At 57.7% G+C, this 20,351-nt stretch carries 20 protein-coding genes and 1 tRNA gene; 2 read left to right on the top strand and 19 right to left on the bottom strand.

Features of this window, described 5'->3' with window-relative positions; genetic code table 11:
- Nucleotides 1-253: 253 nt before the first annotated feature.
- From CQ009_RS11165 to CQ009_RS11125, 9 genes are all read right to left on the bottom strand, one after another.
- Nucleotides 254-1,186: a DNA-processing protein DprA gene (locus tag CQ009_RS11165; protein ID WP_105706121.1), complete on the bottom strand. Its 933-nt coding sequence runs from the start codon at nt 1,184-1,186 to the stop codon at nt 254-256.
- Between the two features lies 1 nt (nt 1,187).
- On the bottom strand, nt 1,188-1,784 hold the full coding sequence (locus tag CQ009_RS11160) for a phosphoribosyltransferase (protein ID WP_105706119.1): 597 nt from the start codon (nt 1,782-1,784) through the stop codon (nt 1,188-1,190).
- 161 nt (nt 1,785-1,945) lie between these two features.
- Nucleotides 1,946-2,021, bottom strand: a tRNA-Thr gene (locus CQ009_RS11155).
- 75 nt (nt 2,022-2,096) lie between these two features.
- A complete protein-coding gene (locus tag CQ009_RS11150) occupies nt 2,097-2,933 on the bottom strand; it encodes an FkbM family methyltransferase (protein WP_105706117.1) in 837 nt (278 codons plus the stop codon).
- 345 nt (nt 2,934-3,278) lie between these two features.
- A complete protein-coding gene (locus tag CQ009_RS11145; RefSeq protein ID WP_105706115.1) occupies nt 3,279-4,514 on the bottom strand; it encodes a methyltransferase in 1,236 nt (411 codons plus the stop codon).
- Nucleotides 4,495-5,184 (bottom strand): ABC transporter permease, encoded by a 690-nt coding sequence (locus tag CQ009_RS11140; protein ID WP_064388941.1) that lies wholly within the window; start codon nt 5,182-5,184, stop codon nt 4,495-4,497. The genes CQ009_RS11145 and CQ009_RS11140 overlap by 20 nt, the downstream gene beginning before the upstream one ends.
- Complete coding sequence (locus tag CQ009_RS11135) at nt 5,184-5,876, bottom strand: ABC transporter permease (protein ID WP_007909165.1); 693 nt, start codon at nt 5,874-5,876, stop codon at nt 5,184-5,186. Before CQ009_RS11135 ends, CQ009_RS11140 begins: the two co-directional genes overlap by 1 nt.
- Nucleotides 5,877-5,954: 78 nt before the next feature.
- Nucleotides 5,955-6,704 carry an ABC transporter substrate-binding protein gene (locus CQ009_RS11130; RefSeq protein ID WP_008080539.1) on the bottom strand — a complete coding sequence of 250 codons (750 nt, stop codon included), beginning with the start codon at nt 6,702-6,704 and terminating at the stop codon, nt 5,955-5,957.
- A gap of 13 nt (nt 6,705-6,717) precedes the next feature.
- The gene (locus tag CQ009_RS11125) at nt 6,718-7,491 is read right to left on the bottom strand and encodes an ABC transporter ATP-binding protein (protein WP_007909167.1); all 774 of its coding nucleotides are present in this window, start codon (nt 7,489-7,491) and stop codon (nt 6,718-6,720) included.
- Between the two features lie 553 nt (nt 7,492-8,044).
- Here CQ009_RS11125 and gabP point away from each other — a divergent pair.
- Both gabP and CQ009_RS11115 read left to right on the top strand, forming a co-directional pair.
- Nucleotides 8,045-9,436, top strand: a complete 1,392-nt coding sequence (gabP, locus tag CQ009_RS11120; RefSeq protein WP_064388940.1) for a GABA permease — start codon at nt 8,045-8,047, stop codon at nt 9,434-9,436.
- Nucleotides 9,437-9,805: 369 nt separating this feature from the next.
- Nucleotides 9,806-10,132, top strand: a complete 327-nt coding sequence (locus CQ009_RS11115; RefSeq protein WP_064388939.1) for a hypothetical protein — start codon at nt 9,806-9,808, stop codon at nt 10,130-10,132.
- 83 nt (nt 10,133-10,215) lie between these two features.
- Here CQ009_RS11115 and CQ009_RS11110 read toward each other — a convergent pair whose 3' ends face one another.
- From CQ009_RS11110 to sbnB, 10 genes are all read right to left on the bottom strand, one after another.
- The gene (locus tag CQ009_RS11110; RefSeq protein ID WP_064388938.1) at nt 10,216-10,668 is read right to left on the bottom strand and encodes a hypothetical protein; all 453 of its coding nucleotides are present in this window, start codon (nt 10,666-10,668) and stop codon (nt 10,216-10,218) included.
- A 6-nt stretch (nt 10,669-10,674) separates the two neighbouring features.
- Nucleotides 10,675-11,088, bottom strand: a complete 414-nt coding sequence (locus CQ009_RS11105) for a hypothetical protein (protein WP_008080543.1) — start codon at nt 11,086-11,088, stop codon at nt 10,675-10,677.
- Nucleotides 11,089-11,117: 29 nt separating this feature from the next.
- Complete coding sequence (locus tag CQ009_RS11100) at nt 11,118-12,092, bottom strand: alpha/beta fold hydrolase (protein WP_105706113.1); 975 nt, start codon at nt 12,090-12,092, stop codon at nt 11,118-11,120.
- A 68-nt stretch (nt 12,093-12,160) separates the two neighbouring features.
- Entirely contained in the window at nt 12,161-13,219 is a 1,059-nt protein-coding gene (locus CQ009_RS11095; RefSeq protein WP_105706110.1) for a YhcG family protein, read from the bottom strand.
- A gap of 385 nt (nt 13,220-13,604) precedes the next feature.
- Nucleotides 13,605-13,952 (bottom strand): hypothetical protein, encoded by a 348-nt coding sequence (locus CQ009_RS11090; protein ID WP_105706107.1) that lies wholly within the window; start codon nt 13,950-13,952, stop codon nt 13,605-13,607.
- 21 nt (nt 13,953-13,973) lie between these two features.
- Nucleotides 13,974-15,452: a PLP-dependent aminotransferase family protein gene (locus CQ009_RS11085; protein ID WP_064388933.1), complete on the bottom strand. Its 1,479-nt coding sequence runs from the start codon at nt 15,450-15,452 to the stop codon at nt 13,974-13,976.
- A gap of 29 nt (nt 15,453-15,481) precedes the next feature.
- Nucleotides 15,482-16,906, bottom strand: a complete 1,425-nt coding sequence (locus CQ009_RS11080; protein ID WP_064388932.1) for an L-lactate permease — start codon at nt 16,904-16,906, stop codon at nt 15,482-15,484.
- 17 nt (nt 16,907-16,923) lie between these two features.
- Complete coding sequence (locus CQ009_RS11075; RefSeq protein WP_105706104.1) at nt 16,924-17,538, bottom strand: glutathione S-transferase family protein; 615 nt, start codon at nt 17,536-17,538, stop codon at nt 16,924-16,926.
- Nucleotides 17,535-19,325: an FAD/NAD(P)-binding protein gene (locus tag CQ009_RS11070; protein ID WP_105706101.1), complete on the bottom strand. Its 1,791-nt coding sequence runs from the start codon at nt 19,323-19,325 to the stop codon at nt 17,535-17,537. Before CQ009_RS11070 ends, CQ009_RS11075 begins: the two co-directional genes overlap by 4 nt.
- The gene (gene sbnB, locus CQ009_RS30390) at nt 19,319-20,350 is read right to left on the bottom strand and encodes a 2,3-diaminopropionate biosynthesis protein SbnB (RefSeq protein ID WP_371920131.1); all 1,032 of its coding nucleotides are present in this window, start codon (nt 20,348-20,350) and stop codon (nt 19,319-19,321) included. The genes CQ009_RS11070 and sbnB overlap by 7 nt, the downstream gene beginning before the upstream one ends.
- Nucleotide 20,351 lies beyond the last annotated feature (1 nt).

The following is a 20,351-nucleotide window of genomic DNA, read 5'->3' as shown; positions in this document are numbered from 1 at the left end:
GGTTTTCGATAGTTCGTAAAAAGTGATATTAAGCGGAAATAATTAATCAAAATACCGGATTTCAGGGCAGTTAAGCGCGCTTCATTACTTGATGCTATTTGCAGTATTTTTCTTTGGATTGCAGAAAATAGTTTGTTGGGAGCTTATTGGTTGTAGTGAAAGTAGAAAAGCTTAAAGCTTATCCGGAGAGGCTAGTAAATAGGCATTCGGGGCGAGTTTTAAGTTTCATGGAAAATGTGTCGTGCACCTAGTTTTAGTTTGATGTTATTTTTATTTTCTGGTCTTTTAGTCTTGATAAAATCTTGGCGTAATCATTCTTGGTGCGCACAGGAATTGCCCCTAGATCTTCAACCATATGAATGGTTCCCTCTGAGTTAAGCCTAAGAGGGTTTTCTATTGTGTTTGGTACAACGGCAAAGAGTGGGCGATCTTGGCCTACGCAAAATCTAGCCTGAGAAAGCGAGCCGCTTTTTATCTTTGCTTCTACAATTATAGATCCAGCTGATAGACCGACTTGTATTCTGTTTCTAGGGACGAAATGGTGTTTTTTAGGAGGTGTCCCTACTGGATGCTCCGAAATCCAGGCGCCGCCAGATTCTAGTATATTAAAACCTAAATCTAAATTTGCGGCCGGATTAGCCTTTTCTAAACCGCCGGCTAGTACCGCAATAGTTTTTCCGCCGGCATCAAGTGCTCCTTGATGTGCAGCAGCATCAATACCTAAGGCGAGGCCACTTACGACAGTCCATCCGTTTTCACCCATGAATCTAGCGATACGTTTGGCGATTTCTTTTCCTGCGGGGGACGCTTCTCTAGCCCCAACGATCGCTACACCGGGTAGGTGTGAAAATATATCAAAGTTACCCCTTATAAATAATAAAGGAGGCGCATCAAGGATGGATTTTAGATATTTAGGATATTCATTTTCATTTATCGAGAGCATTTTTACATTGTGCGAAAGATTTTTATCGTATGTCCATTTGGCATCGTCCCAATCTTTTGCTGAGATGTTTAATAGATTGTTTGAATAGGAGCGGGCGAGGATAAAGTTAGCGTCGTTGTTATCAAGGCGGGAAGACAGTTCTTGAGTGGAAAAGCTGTCGAGTACTGCAGCTATTTTGCTTCCGGGGATACCGTTTTTTATTAGCGCTAATGCTAGAAGATGAGAGAATATATTGGTATGCATATTAATGATCCATATAGGTTTTGCCTAAGGCAATCATTACTACGCGCGCGGCTCCAGCTTCCAGTAGTAGTTGTTTGCAGGCCAATAAGCTGCTGCCTGTCGATGTGATGTCGTCAAATAAAAATACGGTTTCGCCTTGGACGATGGACGTGTCAGTAACAGCAATTGAATCTAGGTGGATCTGTTGGTTTCGGGGGCCACCAGTTGCTGCTTTAGCTACGGTTTTCGTGCGTCTTAATAAGTTTTCTGTTTTTTCGAAGCTACATTCATCCGAGATGTTCTTTATAATCTCTAATAAGCCAGGGGATACGTTGTTTTTCGAATGAGATGGAACAACGCTAGCTAAGCACGATTTTGAATCGATGAGGCGGGACAATCCAAAGGTTGGATTTGTCAATACTTTTGTAAAAAAGTTTACAGCAGGAGTGCGCCGATTTAGCTCAGAGTTTTTTAGATTGAGCAGCGTATTTGTGATTTTATCTATCCTCGGGTTATTTCCGCCGTCCCAAGGATGATAGTCATAAAGGGCCATGATCTCAGTAAAGCTGATTTCTTTATGTTTCTTCGTGTGTTGGCTAGGAAGCGCACTCATATCCATATGATGTCTCGGGAAGCATGGCGGGGAAAGTTCCTACGCCAACCATACCCGAATCCTACATCCTCAACCAACACCTGCGTTAGCTTCCACAGGTGCGTTGAACTGATACGTTTCCCACAAACAACAAAGCCCCTGCATTTCTGCAGGGGCTTCGTTTTGTATGGTGCCGGCACCAGGAGTCGAACCCGGGACCTACTGATTACAAGTCAGTTGCTCTACCAACTGAGCTATACCGGCGTGTGGGCGACGATTATAGCGACTGGATAATTTCTGTAAACCCCTGAATTCAGACTATTTTTGCATGTCTGCAAATCAGGCCCTGCGCAGCACATTTCGCAGCGTTTGCACGGCCTTCACAGTGCGGCTGTTTTGCAGGGCAAACAATTGCGCTTCGGCCTGTTCGGCGCGGTTCAGGGCGTCGGCGAGTTGTTGCGCGGTGTCGAGTTCGCCCGGGCTCAGTGGGTGGGCGAGGGCGTGGCCCTTGCAGAGCTGGAAGTTGTCGAGGTTGCACGGCGGGATGTCGAACGCGGGTTTGAGGTTGTGGTGTTCGTCGGCGAGGAACCAGGTGTTGAGGCCGTCGAACAGGATCGACTGGTAGCCGGCGTCGGTGACCAGGTATTCCCAGGTATGGTCGCGTTGCCATGGGGTTTCGATGACGATGATCCATGGGCGAAAGCGGCTGAAGTCCATGCCGCGCAGGACGGTTTCTTCGTGGCCTTCGACGTCGATTTTGAGGAAGTGGATCGGGCGGTCGGCGGCGTATTGCTCGCAGATCGAGGTCAGTGTGCGGGCTTCGACGGTGAGGCTGCGCACGTCCATGCCGAGGTCTTTGCGTTGTTGGGCGACGGCGGGGTCGGCGGTGGAGAGGCCGGTGCCGGGAATGCCGTAGAAGGTCATTTCGCCGGGCTGGTCGCTGGCGACGCACTGTACGGTCGCGTCGCGTGGTCGCGCTTGGCACAGTGCGTCGTAGTAATTTTGCATCGGTTCGACGTTGACGCCGTGCCAGCCGTGATCGTAGAAGGCTCTGGTGACCGAGTCGTGGCTCGGGTCGTTGGCGCCGACATCGATGTAGAAGCCGTGTTCGAACTGTTTGAGTGCGCGCCACAGGCGGACGTCTTCAAAATTCTGTGCGTAAGAAATGAACGTCACGGTCGCTTCCTGTCGGTCAGATTTTTCTTGTTTGAATGTGCGCTGCCGGCACGCTGTGACCCTGTATAGCAAGGGGGGCAAGCCGCTGCAATTATTCGCTGGGCGCTGCTGATTTTCGGCGGTTATGTCGTTTTGATTGGCGGCTTATGCACAACTGAGTGGCCCGACTACGCGCTTAGGCCGTTTTTTGTGGACGCGTTCTCATTTTGTTCGCAAATCCCTGTTTTATCGGTTTTTTCTTTATGTGAACAAAAAATGACCAGTGCTGTTTCAACGCCGAAACAGGCGTGGATATTGGATCCGAGTAAAAACCATCAACAGAGTTATCCACAGGCTGGCGGTGGTTTATTCGCGTTCGGCCAACAATAGGAAATTGCGTGGCGTCAGGGCTGATTCGCAAAAAGTGCCGAGACGTACGACGTATCCCTGTTCGGCGAGGAAAAGTGCCCGATCAAGGTTCAGCCAAAGCTCCACTGGTCGTCGGAATAATCCGCGCAGCAGTTCCAGGTTGCGCACTTCGGCCAATCGTTGCCATCCCGCCGCTTCCAGTGCCGTCCAATCCGGTGTGCCGACTGTGGATAACTCTTTGAGATCGGCCAGATCGCGGCAGTAATCGGCGAACGGTTTATCCAGCCAGGCGCTGGGCAACGAAGGTGTGGGCAAGTACTCATCGACGCCGCGCACTTGTCGTTGCAGCAGGTCGAAGGCGAGGCGACGGGCCATCGAGGCGTCGCGTTGGCGTCGGACGCGAGCACCGGCGGTGACGGTTTCGCTCATCGGTAACGCCAGATCTTCCAGCGAGAGCTGTAGGAGCGATTCTAATCCGACGCAGGACAAAGCCTGATATTCGCTTCTGCCAATACGGTTGTAGCAGCAAGGCGCGACCGCCATTTGCTGGCAACCTGTGGCGCTGGCCAGTTGCATTAACCGCACATGCAGATCGCCACACGCGTGGAGGGCGACGGGCGTGTGGTTCGCGCTCAATACCGCAGAGGCGTTCGTCGCCAGTACGTCCTGCTCCACATGCAAAGCATGCAAGTGATGACGCTGACTCAACGCCTGTCCGCTGGCGACCAACAGAGGATCGTATTCAACGCAAGTCAGTTGCTGCCCCGATCCCAACAAGCGCCGCCCCAAATGCCCCTTGCCCGAACACCAATCCAGCCAATGCGTCGGCTGCGAGGCAAAGGACAAGCGACGGGCAAACGCCTCGATCTGCTGCCACTTGCGCCCCGGTACATCGACATTCAACCGATGCCCCGCAGCTTCCAGCGTCTGCCCCGGCAACTCACCCACTGCGCTCAACTCAGCCGACAACGCCGCCAACGAAGCAAACGGCTCCGGCGCATCAGCAAGGTCAGCAGGTTGGTTGTGAGCGTTTTCCGCGTCTTCCAGCGACCGCCCGCGTAGCCACAAGGCCAGCTCCGGGTAGGACGCTTCCCAGGCAAGCGAAAGATGTGTGAACGGTCGAGGTTTCCACAGTGCCTGATGCTCAATCAAGAAAGCATCCAACGCCGTGAAGCGGGCGAGTAAGTCCTCGCCCGTCAGCACGTAGGAAGTATCAACGCCCTTGGCAGGCATCGACGCGCAGCCAGCGCTCCAACAGCTTGAAGCCGCGGACCAGCACGTAAGCCATCAGCAGATAGAACACACCTGCCGCGAAGAAGATCTCCACCGGCAGATAGGTGCGGGCGATGATCGTACGGGCCATCCCGGTCAGTTCCAGCAACGTCACGGTGCTGGCCAGCGCACTGGCCTTGAGCATCAGGATCACTTCGTTGCTGTAGGCCGGCAGACCGATGCGCGCGGCACGCGGCAGGATGATGTAGAACATCGCTTTCGGCTTGGACATGCCCAACGCACGCGCCGCTTCGATTTCCCCCGGCGGAATCGCCTGGATTGCGCCGCGCAGGATCTCGGCAATGTACGCCGCCGTGTGCAGGGTCATGGTCACCGTCGCGCACCAGAACGGATCGCGCAGGTACGGCCACAATGCGCTTTGACGCACAGCGTCGAATTGCGCGAGGCCGTAGTAAACCAGGAACAACTGAACCAGCAACGGCGTGCCACGGAAAAAGAAGATGTAGGCGTAAGGCAGCGAACGCACGTACCAGAGCTTGGAGGAGCGGGCGATGCCCAGCGGAATCGCCAGCAGCAGACCGGCAATCACGGCGATGGCGACCAGTTCCAGGGTCAGGGTCGCGCCCTGCGCCAGTTTCGGCAGCCACTTGATGATGACTTCCCAGTTCATTAAGCGCTCCTCGCAAAGCCGCGAGCGGCGCGTTTTTCCAGGAAGTGCATGCCGGTCATCGCCAGCACGGTCAGGCCCAGGTACATGATCGCGGCGACCATATAGAAGGTGAACGGTTGTTTCGATACGGTCACGCCGATCTGTGCGTGGCGCATGATTTCTTCCAGGCCAATCACCGAGACCAGCGCGGTGTCTTTCATCAGGATCATGAACAGATTGCCCAAGCCTGGCAGGGCAATACGCCACATCTGCGGCATGATCAACCGGGTGAAGATCCGCCATTTCGACAGGCCCAGGGCCTGGCCGGCCTCACGGTGGCCTTTGGGAATGGCGAGGATTGCACCACGGAACACTTCCGTGGCGTAGGCGCCGAAGCACAAGCCCAGGGCGATCACGCCAGCGGCGAAAGCGTTGAGTTGCAGGTCGGGGTTGCCGAAGAACTCACCGAGGGCGCGCATCAGGTTGACCGTACCGAAGTAGATCAACAGCACCCAGAGCAATTCCGGGACGCCACGCACCAGGGTCGAATAAGTGCCGCCAAGCCATTGCAGCGGCTTGTACGGGGAAGTCTTGGCCAAGGCGCCGAGCAGACCGAGCACCAGTCCCAGGCACAGGGCCGTGAGGGCCAGTTGGACGGTCATCAGCGCACCGGCAGCGAGCGCCGGGCCGAATCCGTAGAGGTCGATAATCATGGAATTCTGTTCAAATTGCGGCAGGCAAAGTCGGGAGCCGGCGCCGTTGCATCACGGCGCCAGTCCCACAGGTCAGGATCAGTAGATGCTGAACGGGAAGTACTTGTCGTTGATCTTCTTGTAGGTACCGTCAGCGACGATTTCCTTCAGGGCAGCGTTCAACTTCTCACGCAGGGGGTCGCCTTTACGCACAGCGATGCCGATCTTGTCGCTTTCGACAACCGGGTCGCCTTTGAACTCGTAGTTCTTGCCGGCGTCGCTTTTCAGCCAGTCATAGTTGGCGTACTTGTCGGCGAGGATCGCGTCGACACGACCGGAGGTCAGGTCGAGGTAGGCGTTTTCCTGGGTGTCGTAGAGGCTGACCTTGATGTCATCGGCGTAGGTGTCTTCCAGCCAGGTGCCGGCCAGGGTCGCACGCTGAGTACCGATGGTCTTGCCCTTGAGCGAGTCCTTGTCGGTTTTGAAGTCGACGTTTTTCGGGGCGATGAACTGCAGCTTGTTCGAGTAGTACGGGTCGGTGAAGTCGACCGCGCCTTTGCGCTCGTCGGTGATCGACAGCGAGGAGATCAGGAAGTCGAACTTCTTCGCGTTCAGGGCCGGAATGATGCCGTCCCAGTCGGAAGTGACCACGGTGCACTCGACCTTCATCTTCGCGCAGAGGGCGTCGCCGATGTCTTTGTCGAAGCCGACCACGTTGCCGCTGGCGTCTTTGTTGTTGAACGGCGGGTAGGCCGCTTCGATGCCCATCTTCAGGGTTTCAGCCATGGCACCGGCGCTGAACGCGAGGGTGACGGCGGCGGCCAGGAAGACCTTCTTGAAATTCTGCATGCATGTTGCTCCGTTAGCGGTTGCTGGACATGAATTGTTTGCAGCGCGCCGAAAGCGGGTTTTCGAACACCTGCTGAGGCGATCCTTGCTCTTCTATAAGGCCTTGGTGAAGGAACACCACTTCGCTGGAGACCTGACGGGCGAAGCCCATTTCGTGGGTCACGAGCAGCATGGTGCGGCCTTCTTCGGCCAGTGCGCGGATGACACTAAGTACTTCCTGAACCATTTCCGGGTCAAGCGCCGAGGTGGGCTCGTCGAACAGGATCACCTTCGGTTGCATCGCCAGCGTGCGGGCGATTGCCGCGCGTTGTTGCTGGCCACCGGACAATTGCGCCGGGTAAGCGTGGCGCTTGTCGGCGATACCGACCTTGGCCAGCAGCGCTTCGGCGACTTCGATCGCTTCAGCCTTGCTCTGGCCGAGCACGCGGCGCGGTGCCTCGATGATGTTGTCGAGGATGCTCATGTGCGGCCACAGATTAAAGTTTTGAAATACAAAACCAATCTCGGAGCGCAGGCGGTTGATCTGTTTGCCGTCGGCGGCAACCAGTTCGCCATTCTTGGCAGCCTTGAGCTTGAGTTCTTCACCGGCCACCAGGATCTGGCCCTGATGCGGGTTTTCCAGCAGGTTGATGCAACGCAGGAACGTGGACTTGCCGGAACCGGAGGAACCGAGGATCGAGATCACATCGCCGTCGCGGGCGGTCAGCGAGATGCCTTTGAGCACCTCAAGCTGTCCGTAGCGTTTGTGCAAGTTGCGGATTTCAAGCGCGGGCGTGGCCTCAGCCATGTGCGTTCCTCATATATGTTGCGCTCCAGCTGTTGGATGGCCGTCCTGGCGAGGCGGCCAAGCTAGCATAGCGTTTCAATGGCAGCCAACAGCGCTACGAGCGGTAAACGGGTGGCATGTGGCAGGTTGTCGCATCGGCGCAGCAGACTGTCGCCCCATCAACAACCGAACGGGTGTTTGATCATGTAAACCCGCGGGTGTCGCGTAAAAAAAGGCGCGATGTTGCCAGCTTTGGCGGGGTGTTGGAAGCGCTATCCGGCCGAACGTACACGATTCGCCCTTTTATTGTGCGCCCCACACTTTTTCAGTGTGTTTCTGGTGCGCGCATTCGTCCTGAAAGTGAGTCGCAGGGTAACGCTCTGGCGAATAGCCATTAATCTCAAGGACTTGCGATGACCGTCCGGTCGCGTGCAAGACCCCAGCCCAGAACGTTTTGAAATATTTTGGCGCAATTATTGCGTGCAGAATAAGGAACGCCCCGTTGGATTCTTTTTACGAGAAGGAAATACCAGACGGGCCGGACGCAATCGCTTTCCTCGCAAAGGTAGTTTCGATGAGCAGTACCCCAAGCTCCAATGGCCTCGAACAGGGGCTCAAACCGCGTCATGTGACCATGTTGTCGATCGCCGGTGTCATCGGCGCCGGTCTGTTCGTTGGCTCCGGCCACGCCATCGCTGCCGCCGGCCCTGCCGTGCTGTTGGCTTATGCCGCCGCCGGTACCCTGGTGGTGTTGGTGATGCGCATGCTCGGCGAAATGGCTGTTGCCTCGCCGGACACCGGTTCGTTCTCGACTTACGCCGACCGTGCCATCGGACACTGGGCTGGCTTCACCATTGGCTGGCTGTACTGGTGGTTCTGGGTATTGGTGATTCCACTGGAAGCCAATGCCGCCGCCACCATCCTGCACGCGTGGTTCCCGGGTGTGGATATCTGGGCCTTTGCCTTGGTCATCACCATGCTGCTGACCATCACCAATCTGTTCAGCGTAAAGAATTACGGCGAATTCGAATTCTGGTTTGCCCTGATCAAAGTGTTGGCGATCATTGGCTTCATCGCCCTCGGTCTGGCCGCGATTTTCGGCTTCCTGCCGAACAGCCAGGTCAGCGGCGTGTCGCACCTGTTCGACAGCGGCGGCTTCCTGCCAAACGGCATGGGCGCGGTGCTGGGTGCAATCCTGACCACCATGTTCTCCTTCATGGGTACCGAAATCGTCACTATTGCGGCTGCGGAATCGAAGAACCCGGGCAAGCAAATCTCCAAGGCCACCAACTCGGTGATCTGGCGGATCGGTTTGTTCTACCTCGTCTCGATCTTCATCGTTGTCGCCTTGGTGCCATGGAACGATCCTACGCTGGCCAACCTCGGTTCCTACCAGACCGTGCTTGAGCGCATGGGCATCCCGAATGCGAAAATGATTGTCGACATCGTGGTTCTGGTCGCGGTGACCAGCTGCCTGAACTCGGCGCTGTACACCTCGTCGCGCATGCTCTTTTCCCTCGGCAAGCGTGGCGATGCTCCGGCCATGTCGACCCGCACCAACAAAAGCGGCACGCCTTACTGGGCGGTCATGCTGTCGACTGGCGCGGCGTTCCTGTGCACCTTCGCCAACTACGTGGCACCGGCTGCGGTGTTCGAATTCCTCCTGGCGAGCTCCGGCGCCATCGCCCTGCTGGTGTACCTGGTGATCGCCTTTTCGCAACTGCGCATGCGTAAACAGCGTATGGCCCGTGGTGAGAAGATCGTCTTCAGCATGTGGCTGTTCCCGGGCCTGACCTACGCGGTGATCATTTTCATCATCGCGGCCCTGACCATCATGCTGTTCCAGGAAGCGCATCGCGTTGAGATCCTCGCGACTGGCCTGCTGAGTCTGATGGTGGTGGCGACCGGTCTGCTGGTGGCACGCCGACGTCGTCAGGAAAAGCTCAGTGTTGCCTTGGCACGGTAATTCAATCCGCTTTTCTGGACGTGAGGCCAGGCGACCGCGATCAGAGATGATCGCGGTCGTTTTCATTGGGCATTCCTCAAATCGATCCAGGCATGCTGTGATGGACACAGTGATGGCGAGATAGTAGCCTTCTCCGGAAATGTGTATCCCGGTGTTACGGGTGCATTGGAGTTTCAGGACACGGATTGTTCGTCACGCCCCCGCCTTGCAGCCAAAGCCGTCGACCCTTTCCAGCCTGCTCCTCATCGTGCGCGTCAGCCTCGGTGCATTTTCTGTTGCCGACTTTTCAAGAGCGGCACGCAGTAGAAGCTGAGTCGAATTAGCCCGGCCATTCAGCGACCCCCATCAGGGCATCAAGGAGAGACATGCATGGCGTTTACATCGGTTGTATTCAAAAACCCTAATACCGGTGCGATGAAAGAAGCGCCGATCGGCTTTTCGTGGACTGTGTTTTTCTTCAGTTTCCTGCCGCCGCTGTTCCGTGGTGACATCAAATGGGCCGCGATCATGTTTGTCCTGGCCTGCATGACCTTCGGCTTCAGCAATATCGTATTCATGTTCATCTACAACAAACTGTACGTACGTGACTTGATCGGCGCCGGTTACAAGGCTCAATCCATTGCCAGTGGCGACCTGAATTACGTCAGCTCGAAAATCGGTATGGAGATCCCGCGGCTGGAAGCAGCGGCAATCTGATAGCGAAAATCCGGCTTAAAAAAACGGGCGCAATCATCACTGATTGCGCCCGTTTTTTTTGCGCCCGGAATTAACGCCAGGCGTTATTCGGCTTTCGCTTCGCTGTCGTCTACCGATTTACTGTAAGTATCCAGCGCTATCCCGAAATCGGTGATGAACTGTGGCTCGCTCAGCCAGGCCTGGGCCTCTTCGATCGTTACGCCTTCGGCCCACATGCGGTAGTCGATCAACATGTCGGCGGCCAGGTGGGTGGCGGCCATGCCTTCGTTTTCAGCGTTTTCCATATCGAGCAGGTCAGGATGATCGACGATGATGAACGCCAGTTCCCGCAGTAGCGTCAGCAGCATTTCGTTGCGGCTGATGGCTTCGGCGTCGCGCATTTTGCTGAACATCGCCAGGGTGTATTCCGGGATCGGCTCGGCGAGGTGATCGAGGTCTTCGTCCTGCTCCAGCGGCTTGCGGCCGACCATACGGATTTGCTTGGCTTTGGCCTTGGCGCGCTTGGCGCGTTTCTGTTGCTTGTTCAGGGATGCCATGGGAACTCAGTTCTTCTGTTGGGTTTGCGCGGCGATCGCGTCGGACGCCGCCACATAGTCGGCCTGGAAGGCCGGGGATTCGATCCACGCCAGCGCGCCGGCCTCGTCGGTTTCCTGTGACCACTGACGATACTCGATCAGCGCGGCGAGGATGAAGTCCATCGCGCCCTCTTCGCCTTCCTGTTCATAGACCAGTTCCAGCAGCGGATCTTCGAGGAACGCAGTGCACAGGGCCTGCTGGCTGATCTTCTCGGCGTCGATCATCTTTTTGAACAGCTCGGTGAGGTCCACCGACTCAAAGTCGATACGATCATCGTTCGGGTCCAGCTCGACCGGGGCTTCGGCGCGTTTGGTGCGGTTCTGCTTGGCCTTGGCTTTGGCCCGGGTGGCGCGTTTTTGCTGCTTGTTGGCGGAGGCCATGATGTGTTCCGTCGTGCGTTGAGAGGCGCTCAGCTGCGCGGGACTTTCCGCCCGGGTGTGTCGGGGGCCAGTGTGCCGGTTTGCAGCCAGGTCAGAGCGATGGGCCATAGTGTGGCTTGGTATGCGCTGCGAAAAAAGCCGAAATGTCCGACTTGTTGTTCGCCAATGTCCTGTGGGGTGATGCGCAGGTGGGTTTTTCGCGCGATGCTGAAGTAGCCGAGCAGGCGTTCGATGGCGGCAATCGTGCCGTACGGATCATCACTGATGCTGATGGCCAGGGTCTGCGCGCTGACGTTGGCGAAGGGCAGGGCGCCGGCTCTTTTCAGCAATGCGCGACCGCTGGGGCGCCGTTCGTAACGCGCGGCAGGGGTGCTCCAGTCGCGCACGACGCCGATTGGCGTGTCCTCCAGCCAGCCGAAACGTTTGCCGGGAAAATAACCGCAGAGCAGCGTCATCAACGGCATCAGCAGATGCCATTTGCCGAACATCCGCCAGCGATGTTCGGGGGCGTAATCGCGCCAGTAGGCGAATTGTGCGCCGACAGTGACCAGCCGTCGGATATCTCGCCCGGACTCTGCCAACCCCGCCGCACAACCACCGAAACTGTGACCGACCACATCAATCGGCTGGCCGGGAAACGCCCGTTGCGCGCGTTTGAGCATCGCTTCGAAATCCAGGGCGCCCCAGTCTGTCCACGAAGCATCCAGCCCTCTGATTGAGCCGTGTCGTGATTCGCCAATGCCGCGATAGTCATAGGTGATCACGTCAAAGCCATTGGCGAACAGATATGCTGCGAATCGCGAGTAGTGACGGCAGCGCACAGATGTCGCCGCGTTGATGATGACCACCGGACGCTGGGTATCGTGCAGCGAATGGCACCAGGTGAAACCACCCAAGGCAAAACCGTCGGCGGCGGCTTCCTTGAAGGGTTTACCTTGCGCGTCCGTCAGAGTTGCTGATCTTGACGGCATATCCTGCATAGCGGGCGTGTCCTGACAACTCATCGCACTCGACCTTGACGGTTAAGCTGCCAACGATAGCCGCAGTGCCGCCCCGCAACAAACCGCAGAATTCATTCAGTGGATTCAGTCAGCAGGCGTTCCTCGATCAAGGCCTGTTCGCGATTGAGCTCTGCGCGTAATTCTTCCTCACTTGGCAAGATCGTTTTGTAGCTGCTGGCGAACAGTTGTTCGTTGCCCTTGAGCATCGAGTAGCGCGCCACCGACTCACTGCTCTCCGCGCAAAGAATGATCCCGACGGTCGGCTGGTCGCCCTCGCTGCGCTTGAGTTCGTCGTACATGCGCACATACATGTCCATTTGCCCGACATCGCGGGCGCTGAGCTTGCCGCGTTTAAGGTCAATGATCACAAAGCATTTGAGCAGGTAGTTGTAGAACACCAGATCGATGTACAGATCGACGCCGTCGGTACTGATGCGTTGTTGCCGAGCGACGAAGGAAAAGCCTTTACCCAGTTCAAGGAGAAAACCCTGCAGGTGGTCGATGAGGGCTTGTTCCAGACCACTTTCCCTGACCTTGCCCGCTGACGGCAGGCCGAGAAACTCGAGCATGACCGGGTCGCGAATGAACTCGCGCGGGCTGCATTTCAGCGCTTCGATATTGGTGGTGGCTTCTTCGATCACATCGGCTTTGTCTCGACTCATGAGCAGCCGCTCGTAGTAGAGCGTCAGAATCTGTTGATCGAGGGCGCGGCTTGACCAGTTCAGGTTGGCGCATTCATCCATATACCAATGGCGTGCTTTTTCGCTTTCGACCCGCAGTAGCCGGCGATAGTGGGTCCAGCTCAATTCAGGACGCAGTGCGTCTCGAATTGGAAATTTTTGATAAAACAGGCGCATCTTCCACAAATTGGTTTCATCAAAGCCTTTCCCGAACTGCCCAGTCAGATCCTTCGCCAGCAGGCCAATCAGCTGTTTGCCATAGCCAGCACGCTGGGCACCTTTCTGCTCAAATTCGACGATATGCCTGCCGATCTGCCAGCAGGTCTGCACTTGAATCGTATCAACCGCTCGCAGCACTTTTTGCCGCGCCTGACGAATCAATTCGCCTAGCTCCCCCAGCAATGAATCAATTTTCGGGTCTTGCGTATCAGCAGGTTTCAGCTGGTTCATCGGGACTTCCGCGTCATTGGGAACAGACGTAAAAGAATGCCAACCGTCGCCGTTTGCGTATGTCGGGACAGACGGCAAAGTTCGCAGGAAGCAGCGATGGGTGTTGCAGGACGTTGCCGATGAAAGACGCAGTTGACGGTATTGGTCTGTAGTCCATTTCGTACACCCTCCAACTTCCAATCAATCTAAAACCCGACCCGATATGCAAAATCTAACAGGCGTAACGGTTGGGCTCTGCCAGAGCCCGGGATGTTGGCAGCGGTGCGGCGCGCAATCTGGTATTTCATTGGGATGGCGAGCAATAGCGATATTGCAGTCACAGCGGTTCTGGACAGGGCCTTGCTGCCAGTCGATTACGCCAACACTCTCTGAATGCGGCCTTTGCTTATCGCTTTGTGCGCTTGCCTTTGGGTGTGGCCAATGGCTCCTGCACCTTGCAATAAATCCAAAGCCCGAACAGCCCCATCAGCACCATGAACACGGTGCCGATGCTTTGCTTGAGGAACTCTGCCTTGAACTGTCGAGGTTGCAGGGCCAGGGTGTAGGTGCTGCGAGGGCCGCGATTATTGGTGGTGATGGCGCCGGTGATCCAGCTGTCGACCAGCATCCAGATCGATGCGCCGATGGCGAAGGCAATCAGTACGGCAACGAGCAGGGTCAGCCAGTAAGTCACGCGGCTTGGCCGATACGGCGGCGGATGGGGCAGTGGCACGCGGGTTCGTTTCTGGTTCATTGCAGGATTAGCCCTCTTCCGCTAGGGAAGCACAGGTTCCTCGCGCGAGTCAGCCAGTTTCAACCGTACATTCGATGGTCCTGTGGCGAGGTGCGCGCATTCGGCTATCACTCGCAGTATCTGCATCACCGCCGGTGACAGGGTCGTACCCAGGCAGATGCGCAGGCCGGTGGATGGCTGCCCATCGGCGAAAAAGATCCCACTGCCGGCCACATGACAACCGCGCTCACCGGCCAGGCGTTCGAGTGCCGACATGTCCGTATGCGCGGGCAGCTTGATCCAGTGGATGAACCCTCCGCGCGGCGGCACGTAGACGGTTGCACAGGGGAAGTCGTTGCGTACAAGCGTTTCGACATGGTTCGTCAGCGACGACAATTGCGACCTCAGCCGTGCGCAATGCTCCTCCATGTAGCCGCGGCCTATGAATTCGTTCAGGACATTTTGCGCGAGGCTCGAAACTGCCAGATTGCGCGAGAACATTTGCGCAAGAATCGCCTCGCGGTATTTCCCGGCGACGCACCAGCCGACGCGGTAACCCGGCGCGACCGTTTTCGAAAATGATGAGCAGTAAATCGTCTGCCCGCTGCTGTCGTAGCTTTTGATCGCGCGCGGACGTTCTCCTTCAGGCACCAGATCAAAGAAAATATCATCTTCGATGATCGGCACATCCGCTTCGCGGGCAATCTGCGAAAGCCGTGCCCGGGTCTCATCGGGCATGATGAAGCCGCGGGGATTCTGCAGGGTGGGATTGAGAAAAATCACTGAGACTTTTTTCTGCTTCAGGGCTTCTTCGAGGTGATCGACGTCGATGCCCAGTGTGCCGTGGGTGCGAATCGGCAGGGCACGCATGCCCAGCCGTTCGATGGTCTGCAGGATGCCGTAGTAGGTTGGTGTTTCGATGGCCACTGTCGAGCCTTTCGTCGCGACGGCTTCGAGTGCCAGTTCAAGCGCGACGGTGTCGCCCGAGGTCACGAGGATATCGTCTGGCCCGCAAACGACACCGCGCGTCAGCATCAGCCCGGCAATGCGCCGACGTAAGGCTGGAAGGCCGGGCGGTGCCACCAGACCGGTCAGAGAGTTGTCGGCCTTGCCGGCCATCACCGAAAGGCATTTGTTCAATAGCACGTGCGGCGTCAGATCGCTGTGCAGCACCGCCGAACTCAATGACGCCGTGGTGCGCGAGGCTGCTTGGGAGAGCATCGCGACCACGGCATGGTTGACGTTGACAGTGACGCTGGAGAGGTCGAAACCGCTGGCCGGTTTGGCCCGACCGGCCGCGGAAACGAAATAGCCGACGCGCGCGATGGTGGAAACGTAGGCATCGGCTTCCAGGTCAGCCAACGCGCGCTGGACGGTGGTGATGCTGGTTTCGAACATTCGGGCCAGAGACCGGATCGACGGCAGCTTGGATTCGGCTGCCCATTCACCACTTTCGATCTGACGAATAATCCAGTCCTTGACGATTCGCCAGCGCTTGTCCGGTAGATCAAACCTGTCCATAAGTTCTCTTGGTCATTCCTGGAAACAATTCAGAGAAAATAGAGTAAAACCATCCCCGTTGCAGCAACAATGACGATGTTCAGCGCAACCAGGCCAAAAGCGAATCGAATCAGTCCGTTTTCTTCATGTCGGTTGGCACCTGCCAGCCCGGTGATCAGCGACAGAATCGATAAAGACCCAAGCGCACCATGCCCGGCCGCACTGTTGACCATCGCGGCCAGCCATGGGCCGTGCTCACTGGTCAATGCCGCAATCGACGGCATGACGAGGGTGTTGCCGCCCACGTTGGAGCCAGTGACATAACCGGCAATACCCGCCAGCAGTGCGATCGTCGGCGCCAGGGAAATTCCCGACAACGATTGCAGTGTGCGCTGTGCTTCGACCAGAAATCCGGCGTTGACCATCACCTGCGACAGCAGCAGAAACAGGAAAATCGTCGTGACCGGAAACTTTGCCCGGTTAAACAGTGCGCGCCATGGGAAGCCCGTCGCCGTGGCTTGCCTGACGGCCATCAGCAGAGTGACGATCAGCAGCGCCAGGCCAGGGGACGCCAAAGGCTTCCACGAAACATGCTCGCCTTTGACGATCCACAGTGCATCCCATCCCGACAGTACAAACAGCCCGCGCGAGGCGACAATAACGCCCAGCAAGGCCAGATACGGCCATGCCGCGCTCGGCCAGCGCACCAGCTTTTTGCGCTGCGCAAAGGAAATGCCCAGGCCGATGCAGGCAACGGCGAGGCCGGCCAGCACGCCGGAAACTTCCGGCCCGATCCACAGGTTGATGGAAAACAGCACGGCGATGAACAGCGCGGTGACCACCATCAGCCCGAGCCACGGTGCCACGGTGCGGATACCGGCTTGCCACAGAGCGATGGCGGCCAGGCAGAGGAACACCGGGGCGCTGATCAGAGCCGAATGGCTACCAAGTGTTTCCGCAGGCAAGTGCGCCAGCAACGCACCGATCACCGTCGCCAGGCCCAACGTGCCCCACGGCATGATGACCATCCCGGCGAGGGCGATTTTCATCCCCGACTGACGGGTGAACAGGCCCATCAACAGCGGCACTGTCGCAATCAGCGAGACGCCAAAACCGGTCATCGCTTCAAGCAGCGGCGCGAGGCCGAGGACGATGAAGATGACTTGTGCCGGCGGTGTCCAGCCGAGCTCCTTGACCCAGGCGCCGATGGCCTGAGGTGCACCGCCGCGTTCGACCAATATGACGAACGCCAGTCCCGGCACGATTACGCACGCGGTGCTGAGAAACAGGATCGTGGTGTCCTGGAAAATAGCCGTGGTGATTGCTGCCGACACCGGTCCGGCAGCCCCCAGTGCCCATAACAGGAACACCAGCGCCACGCCCGCCAGTGCGGCTTGTACCGGTGGCCGGCGGACGATGAGTATCAGCGCGATCACCAGACCGATCGGCGACAATTGCAACAAGAGCGAAGTCATACACAGTTTCCCTTAACTTAATCGTGAGTCTGCCCGCTGTACTCGGTCGCCCGCATGGACGCACGCTCACAAAAAGTCTGATACCACTCGGTCAGGCGCTGCTGCGCGGAAAAATCCGACAACTCGCGAAAGGCGATCCAGTCGAGTGCCGTCGCCAAGGCAATGTGGCCGATGGTGATCGGGCCATTGAGGTCGACGTGCTCTTCGATGAAGCGGTAGGCCTCTTTGAGTTTGTAGGCCTGGCCCTCGGCGTAGGCCGGATAGCGCAAGGCTTGCGGACGACGCTCGACTTCCCAGCGCAGCTTGATGCCGACATCGCACATGCCCTGCGCCAATGCCTGCAGACGCAACGCCTTGTAGCGCTCGGGGCCGTTTGGCGGGATGAATTTCGAACCTCGGCTCAGGTCGTCGAGGTATTCACAAATCACGATGGAGTCGAAGAGTGCCGTCTCGTCGGGGAGGATCAGCACCGGGACCTTGCCCAAGGGGTTGGCGTTGTAGATGACTGCGTTTGGCGAGGTCGGGCTGGTCTCGTGGTGAATTACCTCAAGGTCCGCAGCGATCCCGAGTTCATGAGCGAGCACCAGCACCTTGCGGGCGTAAGGCGAATGCGTCTGGTAGAAAAGTTTCATGCTGGGGTACCTGCCTCAAGGATTGCGGTGGCCGCGCGATGCGCGTCCATGAACAGACGCGAAGGCGCGCCGGCCGAGGTGACGTAGTGGTTGTAGTAGCAGGAGCCTTCGGCAAGCGGGCCGAGTACCCAGATGTTGCGTACCGGCTCACCCAGGCTCGACCTGGGATGGCAGGCAGCGTCGACATCAATGCCGTCGATGCCGGGTTCGTCGGTGCGCGGGCGGATGAAACCGAGGCGGGCCAGATCGCGTACCGGCGCACAATCGCTGTTGCTCACCCCGCTGCCCTGGACATAACCGGCGACCCGGCGGTAATGCGCAGTCGCAGGTTGCGTGCCTGGCTTGAGAAACGTCAGCAGACCGGCGTCACACAGTGCGAGCAGGTCTGCGTGACGCTCTTTCTGCGGGCCGGCGACGAGGCGGTTGATCGCCTTGTGCCAACGGCCATAGAACTGGCGGTGCGAGGCGTCGGTCAGCCCGTCGAAATCAACGGCTTGACGCAGCCGGTCACGCAGGTCGCGCCAGACTTCAATGGCTGCCTTGATTGCCGATTCACCGCGCCCGAGCCGCGCCTCGTGCAAGTCGGCTTCGAGCGCGTGATAGATCCACGAGTGATAGTTGTGCGGGGTCACGCTGTCGGGCAGCGCATGCCAGATCAGTGCTTGCGGATTGATCGACCCGACACTCTCTTCGTATTCACGCAGCCGCGCTTCGCAAGCGGCTATGCCCGCGCTTCCAGGGACGCTGACCTCCCTGAGGCGGTCGAGTAACTGGTGATGCTGTTCGGGTATTGCTTTGGCGTGCAGGACGGCGACAGCGGCGGCACGCATCTCCAGCAGCATGATCGGCAAAATGTCTTGCTCGAAATCCAGCTGGCGGTTCTTTGCATGCGCACGCAGGTCTTCGATGCGCGCACTCGTCAGCAGTACCGCCTGATGCCGGGCAAAATCGATCAGGCCGTTGGGTCGGGTGCGAAACGGCAGACCGTCGCGGGATTGAATGTAGATCACCGGCTCCTGGCCAGAAGGGTGATACACGTGACTGGCGTCTGCCATCGGCTTGTACTTGCCGCCCCTGCCAGCGGTCAGTGCCGCCAGTGTATCCATTGCGCCAAGCCCGAGGCCTTCGATCAGCACGGTTTCGCCGGGCTCGATGCTGGCGAGGCTGCCTGGCAACGGGTAGACGTCTTCGATGCGCTCAGGATCGGCCGGACGTACACGGCCTGTATGGCCGACTGTCAGGATCAGTCGATCGACGGTCGCCGACGTACCTGAGGCCGTGCGCAACACGTATTGATGGCCTTCAAGGGCCTCCACCGCCGTAACGGCCTGGTGATGCAAGTGCACAGTGACCCAGTGCGGCGCCGTCGCGAGAATTTGCTCGAAGGCGTCCGCCAGATAAGCGCCGAGCAAGTGCCTCGGCAGGAAATCCTGCGGCTCGACGTCTCGTCCCTCTTGGGCCAGCAGGCCACTCTCGGGATCGACCTTGATGCGCTGCTGCAGGCACCAGGCGAGGAAGTCCGGACCTGGCCGCTCTCGTGCATCCTGAAGATTTCCCAGCGCTGGCACATCGGGAAACACGCCCAGTTGTCCGGCAACGGTATTGAGCAGCAGGTAATCGGGTTGATCCGGCCAGTGCGCACCGCTGCCGAGTACATTGGGATCAAAAATGTCGATGATCAGCGGCTGATCCGGGCGCTCTTCGGCGAGGCTCAGCAGGCGTTCGAAAATCGACAGCCCGCGCGATCCACAGCCGACCAGGCCGATATGCAGAGGCGCCTTCACCATCTGCGCTCCTCCCCGAAAAAGGATGGAATCGCGACAGCCGAGCCTTCTTTGACCGCGATGTCATGAATCATCCGGCCAATCGCCAGATCGAGAATGCCCATGCCGAACGGCGAATAGATCAACGGTTTGTCACGAGCGACATGCAGGTCGCCGCGAATCAGCTGCGCAACGGTGCCGGTGACGAAATCACGGTGACCGTATTTCTGTTCAGCCAGGTGTGGCGAGGTGTTGGCTTTCAGGCAGTGGGTGATGTCATCGAAATAGTTGTAACTTTCCTCGATGATTTCCGCGCCGATATCCCGTAGCGAGATGTTCAGCACAATCTGGCCCGCGCGGAATGTGCCTTTGCCGTTGACGTAGGGTTCGCCGGCGCTGGTGGCGAAAACCACAACGTCAGCGCTCAGCGCCTCTTCCAGCGAAACCTGCTGTACATCCGGCAAACCGAGTTGTTCGCCGAATGTCGCCAGCGCCTGGGCTGATTCGGCGTTGAGATCGTGAATTTCCACGCGGTCGAACGACCAGTCATCGCTGAAGAACGTCTCGAGGATATTGCGTGCAATCACGCCGCCGCCAATGATCGAAAGCCGCGGCGCGCGCTTGTTCCGGCCGTTCAGCCACCAGGCTCCGAGCACTGCAGAAGCGGCGGTTCTGACGGCGCTGATCAGCGCACCTTCGAGCAGCGCGTACGGATATCCGGTGTCTGGATCATTGAGGATCAGCACCGCAGACGCGCGCGGGATACCTGACTTGATATTGTCCGGATAACTGGCGATCCACTTGATTCCGGAGACTGATTGATCGCCCTCGCCGTCGATGATTGCAGCCGGCAAGGCAATGATCCGGTTCGCCGGCTGCGCCGCAAAGCGCAGGAAATAACTGTCGGGGTTAACGGTTTCGCCACGTTCGTGGGTCAGGTACGTCTGGGCAACGATCTCGATGGCTTCCTGACGAAGCTCGTCGAGAATGTTTTTGATGGCTGCGCCAGGAATGACGTGGAATGGTCGAAGCGATGATTGTGTGGTCATG

The organism is Pseudomonas sp. MYb2 (assembly GCF_002979955.1).
Classification (GTDB): Bacteria; Pseudomonadota; Gammaproteobacteria; order Pseudomonadales; family Pseudomonadaceae; genus Aquipseudomonas.
This window is presented reverse-complemented; position numbering and strand designations above follow the sequence as displayed.